The sequence below is a fragment of the Actinomadura miaoliensis genome, from assembly GCF_039536785.1.
Lineage (GTDB): Bacteria > Actinomycetota > Actinomycetes > Streptosporangiales > Streptosporangiaceae > Spirillospora > Spirillospora miaoliensis.
The window spans coordinates 329,939-337,305 of sequence record NZ_BAAAZG010000047.1 but is presented as its reverse complement, the minus strand read 5'-3'; the positions used below and the strand labels follow the sequence as shown (position 1 = coordinate 337,305).

General features: G+C 72.4%; 4 protein-coding genes. All 4 read right to left on the bottom strand.

Going from position 1 to position 7,367, the window contains the following annotated elements; all coding sequences use genetic code 11:
* Nucleotides 1–2,776: type I polyketide synthase (locus ABD811_RS30805; RefSeq protein WP_344954768.1), on the bottom strand; the 2,776-nt coding region annotated here is incomplete at its 3' end.
* 104 nt (nt 2,777–2,880) lie between these two features.
* A complete protein-coding gene (locus ABD811_RS30800) occupies nt 2,881–3,912 on the bottom strand; it encodes an enediyne biosynthesis protein (protein WP_344954766.1) in 1,032 nt (343 codons plus the stop codon).
* 2 nt (nt 3,913–3,914) lie between these two features.
* Entirely contained in the window at nt 3,915–5,873 is a 1,959-nt protein-coding gene (locus tag ABD811_RS30795) for a CRTAC1 family protein (protein WP_344954764.1), read from the bottom strand.
* Between the two features lie 3 nt (nt 5,874–5,876).
* Nucleotides 5,877–6,863: a DUF1702 family protein gene (locus tag ABD811_RS30790; RefSeq protein WP_344954985.1), complete on the bottom strand. Its 987-nt coding sequence runs from the start codon at nt 6,861–6,863 to the stop codon at nt 5,877–5,879.
* Between the last annotated feature and the right edge of the window lie 504 nt (nt 6,864–7,367).

Sequence of the window (7,367 nt, the reverse complement as noted above, 5' to 3'; positions counted from 1 at the left end):
ACGCGGGGTCGGCGGGCCGCGCGGGGGCGACCAGGTCCACCGTCGGCGCCGCCTCGCACGGGCTGGCGAAGAACGAGAACTCGGCGCCGACCTCCAGCGGCCGGACGAGCCGGCCGTGGAACAGCGCGTCCAACCGCACCGGGACACCGGTGACGAACGCGGCCGCCGCCACGCCGAGCAGTCCCCGCAGCGACTCGTCATCGGTGTCCAGGGCGAGCGCCGGCACGTCCACGATGCCCGCGGCCAGACGGCTCAGCACGCGCCCGGGACCGACCTCCACCAGCAGGTCGATGTCCTTGGCGGCCAGCTCCACCGCCTGCGCGAACAGCACCGGGTCGGTGATCTGCCGCCGCAGGTGGGCGGTCAGGTCGGTGTCCGGCGCCAGGTCCGCGCCGGTCACCGTGGACACCACCCGCCGTGTCACCGCGCCGAACCGTTCGCCGGCCAGGCCCGCCGCGAGCGCGTCGGCGGCGGGGGCGACCAGCGGCGAGTGGAAGGCGTGCGACACCGGCAGGCGGACCCAGCTCACCCCGGCCCGGTCGGCGGCGCGGCCGGCCTCCTGCAGCGCGTCCACCGGTCCGGCCAGGACGGTCTGGCCGGGGCCGTTGTACCCGGCGACCACGACGGGCAGGTCCGCCGTCAGCGCCGTCGTCGTGCCGACCGGGGCGGTCACCCCGATCATGCCGCCGGGCTCGCTGCGCTCGGTCATCGCGGCGCCGCGCACGCGGGCCACCCGCAGCAGGGTGTCCTCGTCCATCGCGCCCGCCCAGTGCAGGGCGGAGATCTCCCCGAGGCTGTGCCCGACCGCGACCTCGGCGTCCAGCCCCAGCAGGGACATGGCGCGCAGGCCCGCCACCGACCCGGTGACGATGCGCGGCTGGGCCACCGCCGTGGCCACCATGTCGCCGTCGGCGGGCAGCGCCGCCCGCTCGTACACCTCCTCGACCTCGGCGAAGCGGCGGCGCAGCGCGCCCCCGCCGGTGCCGGTGCCCGACCCCTGCCCGGGGAACAGGAAGCCGACCCGGCCGATCCCGCCGACCCGGCCGAGGAAGGTGCGGGCGTCGGGGGACGACAGGGTGGTCTCCCCCGCCTCCAGGGCGTCCAGCACCTGCCGCAGCCTGCGCTCGGCGTCCTCGGGCGAGGACACCACGACGGCGGCGCGGTGCCGCCGGTCGCGCAGCTCCCGGTGCAGGGTGGCGGCCAGGTCGCCGAGCTGCGCGTACGACAGGCGCGGCACGAACTCCACCAGCTCGGTGAGGCGGTCGCGCAGGGCCTGCGGCGTGTCGCCGTCGACCACCAGCAGCTCCACGTCCTGCGGCGAGGACGCCAGCGCCCTGGTCCGGGCGTCCACCGGCCTGCGCCGCCGCGGCCCGGCGCCGTCCAGGCCCTCCAGCACGACGTGGGTGTTGATGCCGCCGAACCCCATCGCGGTGATGCCCGCGCGCGGCGGCGCCTGCGCCGGCCACGGCTCGGCCTTGCGCAGCACCCGCAGCGCCACCGGGTCCTCCTGCAGTACCGGGTGCGGGTCGGTGCAGCCGGTCGTCGGGGGCAGCATCCCGTGGTGCACCGCCATCGCGGCCTTGATGAACCCGGCCACCCCGGCGGCGGCCTTGGTGTGCCCGATCATCCCCTTGATCGAGCTGATCGCGGCGGGCTCCACGCCGGCGCGGGCGTCCCGGCGGGCCTGCGACAGCGCCCGCAGCTCGGTCGCGTCGCCGACCTCCGTGCCGGTGCCGTGCCCCTCGAACAGCGGCACGGTGTCGATGCCGAACCCGGCCCGCTCGTAGGCGCGGCGCAGCGCCAGCCGGTAGCCGCTGACCTCGGGACGGGTGATGCCGCCCTGGCCGTCGGATGAGATCCCCCACCCGGCCACGGTCGTGTAGATCCGCCGGCCCTGGGCGCGGGCGTCGTCCTCGCGCATCAGCACGACCATCCCGCAGCCCTCGCCCGGCCAGAAGCCGTTGGAGCGGCGGTCGTAGAGCCGCATCTCCTCCCGGGCCAGCGCCCCGGTCTTGGCGAACCCCACGATCTCGAACGGGTCGATGGACAGGTCGACGCCGCCCGCGACGGCCACGTCCACGTCGCCCGCCAGCAGCGACCGGCACGCGGTCGTCACCGACAGCAGCGACGACGAGCAGGCCCCGTCGACGGTGTAGCCGCCGCCCTTGAGGTCGAAGTGGTTGCAGATGCGCCCGGCGATCGTGTTGGACAGGCCCCCGGCGAGGGTGTCCTCGTCGACGGCCGGGAACGGGTCCTTGTAGACGCGCTCCAGGTCCTCCAGGAAGACGCCGAGCCGGTCGTCGTCCCACCCGTCGCGCTCCTTCAGCATGGCCGCGACGACGCGCCGCACGTACGGCCAGCGCAGCCGCATCAGGTTCGCGCGGGTGAACTCGCCGGTCAGCGTGTTGCCGACGATCACGCCGGCGCGTTCGCGGGGCAGCCCCTCGGCGTCGGGGAACCCCGCGTCCGCCAGGGCGTCGCCCGCCACGTCCAGCGCCAGCCAGTGCGTCAGGTCGGTGGACCGGTAGGTGCTCCCGGCGACCCGGTGCGCCACCCGGTCGAACTCGTAGCCCTCGATGACGGCGGCCTTGCGCGCGTAGAAGCGGTCGGGGGCGGACGGGTCGGCGTCCCAGTAGTCCTCCAGCCGCATCCGCTCGTCGGGCAGCCGCCGGAACGCGCGCCGTCCCGCCAGGACGTTCTCCCAGAGCTCCGCCGGCGACGCGGCGTCCGGGTAACGGCAAGCCATGCCGACGACCGCCAGCCTGGTCTCGCTCATGCTGTGTCTCCCGCTCACCTCCGCGGCGCTTTTTTGGCGCCGCCTTCCCTCCTCGCTCCTTCGTCGCTCGTCAGTCCAGGCGGCGCCGCGCCGCTCCGGCTCGCTCATGCTGTGACGACCTTCTTCCGGGTCTCGGGGTGGGCCGTGTCGGCCTTGCCGTTGACGGCGGCGTCGGTGGTGGCGGCCTCGGCGGCGGCGCGCTGCTCGCGCGCCTTACCGGCGAAGTGCAGCGACCAGTGGTAGAGGCCGCGGACCAGGCAGACGATCGCGGTGGCGAAGAACAGGCCGTAGGCGATGCTCATGCCGGTGAGGACGCCGTACACGACCGCGATGCCGCCGCCGAAGGCGAACTGCGCGGCCGGATGCGACGGGGTGGTGCCCGGGTCGGTCACCATGTAGTTGGTGTAGAGCACGAACGCGACGCCGGTCATCATGATCAGCGCGGCCGGGATCGAGGTGTCCAGCAGCCAGCCGCGCACCACGGCCTGCACCACGTACAGCGACAGCCAGCCCATGATCAGCGGCATCCGGCCGGTCAGCTTGGCGTTGAGCATGGTGCCCGCGCCCAGGATGATCGCCGGGACGATCCAGTCGACCGGCTCGTGGAACCGCTCGGTGAACTGGTACGGCGGCGCGATGCTCGCCCACGGGAACACCAGCAGGATCACGGTGATGCCGAAGTTGGACGGGTTCATGTAGTGCCGCATCCGTCCGCGCACCGGGGCCCGCAGCACCCACTTGGCGCCGACCGCGACCATGACCCCGAAGACCATGACCCACACCTGGTCGTTGACGTAGATCAGCATGTTCATGGCCAGCGCCGTGATGTGCGCGGGGTAGAGGAACTCCATGACCCCGCGCCAGCCGTTGCCGAGGAAGCGCGGCCGGCGTCCCTCGACGCGGGCCCCGATGACCTCCAGGAGGATCTCGAACGTGTAGCCGGTGGCCAGCGCGATGAACGGCCAGATCCACGGCTGCTCGAAGCCCAGGACCGTGTAGCCGAAGATGTTGAACACCGACATCGAGATGGCGAAGTTGCGCAGCGCGATGACGACCTTGGGATCGTGCCGTGGCGCGGGCGCGGCCGGCGCCGGCGGGGTCGGTGCGGTCGCGGCCGCGGACATCGTCGAGGACATGGTCACTTCTCCTTGGCCTGGGAGCCGAGCAGCAGCGTGTGGCGGCCCGGGTCGAGCTGAAGTTCCTGCTTGCGCACCTGGCCGGAGCGGTCGCGCCAGCACAGCGTCACCTTGACCGGCCCGGTGACGTTCGGGCCGAGACCGACGTGCACCTCGTTGCTGCGCTTGCCGGAGTGGCCGCTGCCGCCGTCGACGCGGGCCAGGTGCGTGCGGCCGTCGCGGGTGGTCACCTTCACCTGCGCGTCGACCACCGGGGAACCGGCCGCGGGCAGCGAGCCGGGGGTGGGCTCGGTGTCGCGCAGCAGCTTCAGTGACAGGTACTTGCCGTTGGACGTGCCGGTGTTCTTGTAGAAGACGGGTTCGTCCCACTGCCGGGCGACGGCCATGTCCAGGCGTCCGTCGCCGTCGGCGTCGCCGACCGCGATGCCGCGCGTGGGCACCGGGACGGCCAGGCCGAGCGTCCGTGCCACGTTCTGGTACTTGCCGTCCCCGTCCTTGACGAAGAACGCCAGCCGCTGGCTGCCCGCGATGTCGTCACCGCTGGTCACGTGCGGCCACCAGTACGGGTTGTCCAGCGCCAGGTCGTTGGAGGCGGCCAGCTCCTGCAGCTGCGGCCACCGGTTGACGTCGCCCTTGACGAACCCGGTGGTCTGCGCGATCGCCGGCTCGCCGGAGTTGGCGAAGTCGTCCACCTTCACGTCCCACGCCCAGCCCGTCCAGGCGGTGCCCAGCTCGGTGCTGCGGTCCTCCCACGGCGCCTCGCCGGCGCCCAGCCTGGCGCGCAGGTCGGCCTGGTCCTTGGCCGTGTTCATGAACTGCAGGTTGCTCTCCTGGATGCCGAACGTCGTGGTGATGTTGCTGACGAACATGTCGTAGAGACCGTCGTGGTCGAAGTCGGCGAAGTCGATGCCCATGCCCTTGAACGAGTCGTCGCCGATCCGCTTGGACTTGGGCTGGCCGGGGGTGCGCTTGCCGTGGACGGCCTGGAACTCGATCTTCCCGGGCTTGGAGATGTTGCACAGCAGCGCGTCCTTGCCGTGGTCCTGGGCGATGTACAGCTCGGGCAGCTGGTCGCCGTCCAGGTCGTTGGCGCCCGCGGCCAGCACCCAGCCCTTGGAGATGTCCTTGGGCAGCGCGTTGTCGATCCGCTCGAACGACACCGACGGGTTCGCCCCGGCCGTGGCGCCCGTCCAGCGGAAGAAGAAGTCCTCGCCGCCGTTGGTGGCGTTGGACAGGGACTTGTTCATCGCCACGCCGCCGCTCTTGCGGTGGTCCAGGACGGGCCCGTGCGGGAAGTAGTTGCCCAGGTAGATGTCGTCGTGGCCGTCACCGTCGAAGTCGGCGATCGCCACGGCGTTGGAGTTCCACTCCGGCCCGGTGTAGGTGCGGCCGGCCTGGCCCGGCACCAGCTCGGTGGCCCGGTAGGCGTCCGGCCCCAGCTTCTTGGCGTCGGGACGGGCCAGGTGCACGATCGGCGTGCGGCCCCACATGTAGACCAGCAGGTCCATGCGGCCGTCCTCGTTGAAGTCGGCGGGGGCGCAGCCCATCGGCGCCATCGCCTCGTTCATCGGCAGGTCGCCGGTGGTCAGCGCGAACGGCGCGTACCGCTGCGCGCGGGCGCCCGGCGTCGGCGTCACGATGACCTGGTCGGTGCGGGGGTCGGTGATGCACAGGTCGTTGGACAGCCCGTCGCCGTCCAGGTCGTTCATCGCGATCCCCGCGCCGACCGAGGAGATCCACGCGTCGATGTGCTTGTAGTCCTTGTTGACGCGCCGGATCGTCTGCTGCTTGGCGCCGCCGGGCAGGGCGACGCTCATCGGCTCGAACCCGTAGCCGCGGGCGGTCTGCGCCTTCTCGGACGCGGGCGCCTCCGGCAGGCGGACGGCGAAGAACACCCCCACCACCATCACCAGCGCCACCACGCCCGGCAGCTGTCTGCGCAGTCGTCCAAAGCCACTCACGGACTAGCACCTCCCAAGGGATGCGAACTCGTCGGCGATGCGCCGCCGCCATTCCTCGAACAGGGGCCGCCGGTCCTCGCCCGCGGCCCCGGCCGTTGATCCGGGCCTGTCCAGCTCCCTCCGGATGTCGGTGCAGACCTGCGCCGCCCGCTCCGGGGGCATGTCACAGAAGATCTCGGTCGCCACCGCGGTGTGCGGCACCTCCAGGCCCGCGCGGCGCCGGGCCTCGGCCGCGAACGCGCTGCCCTGCGCGACGAACGGACGGTGCCGTCCGGCGCGCTTCCAGAAGCCGCGCAGCTCGTCCTCGTCGGCCCCGCCCGCGTACGTGGCGGCCAGCCCGGCGCCGGCGTACAGGTCGGAGTGGCGCGCCGGGGGGTACGCCTCGATCAGCGTCGCCACCACGTCGGGGTCGGTGCCGCCGACGAACCACAGGGCCCGTCCGATGCCCTGGTCGAGGGCGTGGTTGGCGTACCCGTGCGGGTCGTGCGCGGGCCAGGGGAAGCTCGGGTCCTGGTGGTGCCGCCGCACGTACCGCTCGGTCCGGAAGTACGCCTGGTGGAAGCCGTAACCGTCGAGCACCAGCCACTGCAGCATGGGATCGAGGTCGAGCTTCGGCCAGCGGAACCGGGGCAGCCGGGCCATCGCCCAGCCCACCCCGATGTAGACCATGTAGACGTGGGCGTCGCCGCAGCCCGCCAGGTATTCGCGGGTGCGCCGGCCGCCCGAGAAGGTCAGCGCGTCCACCATGGCGAAGCCCATCCCGGCGCCCTCGTAGGCGAACCCGCGAAAACGCGGCGGGATGTCCTTCAGGCGCGCGGGCAGCGCCGCCGGCGCGCCCGACTCGACGGCGTCGCCGAAGCCCGCCAGAAAAGTGCGGCCGATCGTCTCCAGCACTTCCCTGGCGTCGTTGTTCTTGACGTGAAAACCCCTCTTTTCCAGGGTCGTCTCCGCGTCGTCCGGGGTGAGCAGACGGCGCCCCAATTTCCGCATCATCGCGGCCAACACATCCCCCAATCCCTGTTCGGGACGCCATTGACTCACGGTCCCGACCACCAGAAACGACTACTCGACCGAAGGTACCCGGACCGTCGGGGCGTGCGGCTACTTCGTTCTTGCTCAGCAAATGAGCACGATTTCGAAAACGCGGGACGAGACGAGTTCACGGCAATAAGAAAATGTGCCTGAACAGATACCGGAGATTCGGCTGTTCTCGCCCGCCGGGCGCGTGGCGCGCCGGATGCCCCGGCGGGGCGCCCGGACGGCGCGCCGGTCAGGCCGGACCGCGCCCTCCCCTCAGGCTCCGAGCCGCCGCGGGAGGCGGAGCCGGGGGCAGCGGAGATCGTCGCCCTCGCGAGGATCGGATGTCCGGGGCGAGCGCGACACGTCCATGCTCATATAGGACGAAACCCGGCACATCTCCCGCATTGCCACGTCCGGCGGCACGGGCGGCGAACCGCCGCCGCGCCGAGGGCGCGCCAGCACCGATGCTCGATG